Below are 224 nucleotides of genomic sequence, written 5' to 3'. Positions count from 1 at the left end.
CTCATCCCCGAATTTTTCAACATTCGTGGGTTCGGGCCTCCAGTGCGTGTTACCGCACCTTCACCCTGGACAGGGGTAGATCACACGGTTTCGGGTCTACGACCACGTACTATTTCGCCCTATTCAGACTCGCTTTCGCTGCGGCTCCGTCTTCCCGACTTAACCTTGCACGTGAACGTAACTCGCCGGTTCATTCTACAAAAGGCACGCCATCACCCTTTTAA

Annotated in this window: 1 rRNA gene; it reads right to left on the bottom strand. The window is 53.6% G+C overall.

Features of this window, described 5'->3' with window-relative positions:
* Nucleotides 1–224 (bottom strand): 23S ribosomal RNA (locus WFK81_RS30845); the annotation flags it as partial.

Source organism: Paenibacillus sp. MMO-177 (genome assembly GCF_037147795.1).
In the GTDB taxonomy this organism is placed as follows: Bacteria; Bacillota; Bacilli; order Paenibacillales; family Paenibacillaceae; genus Pristimantibacillus.
Note: the sequence above shows the minus strand (reverse complement) of the source record. Positions and strands in the feature narration are given on the sequence as shown.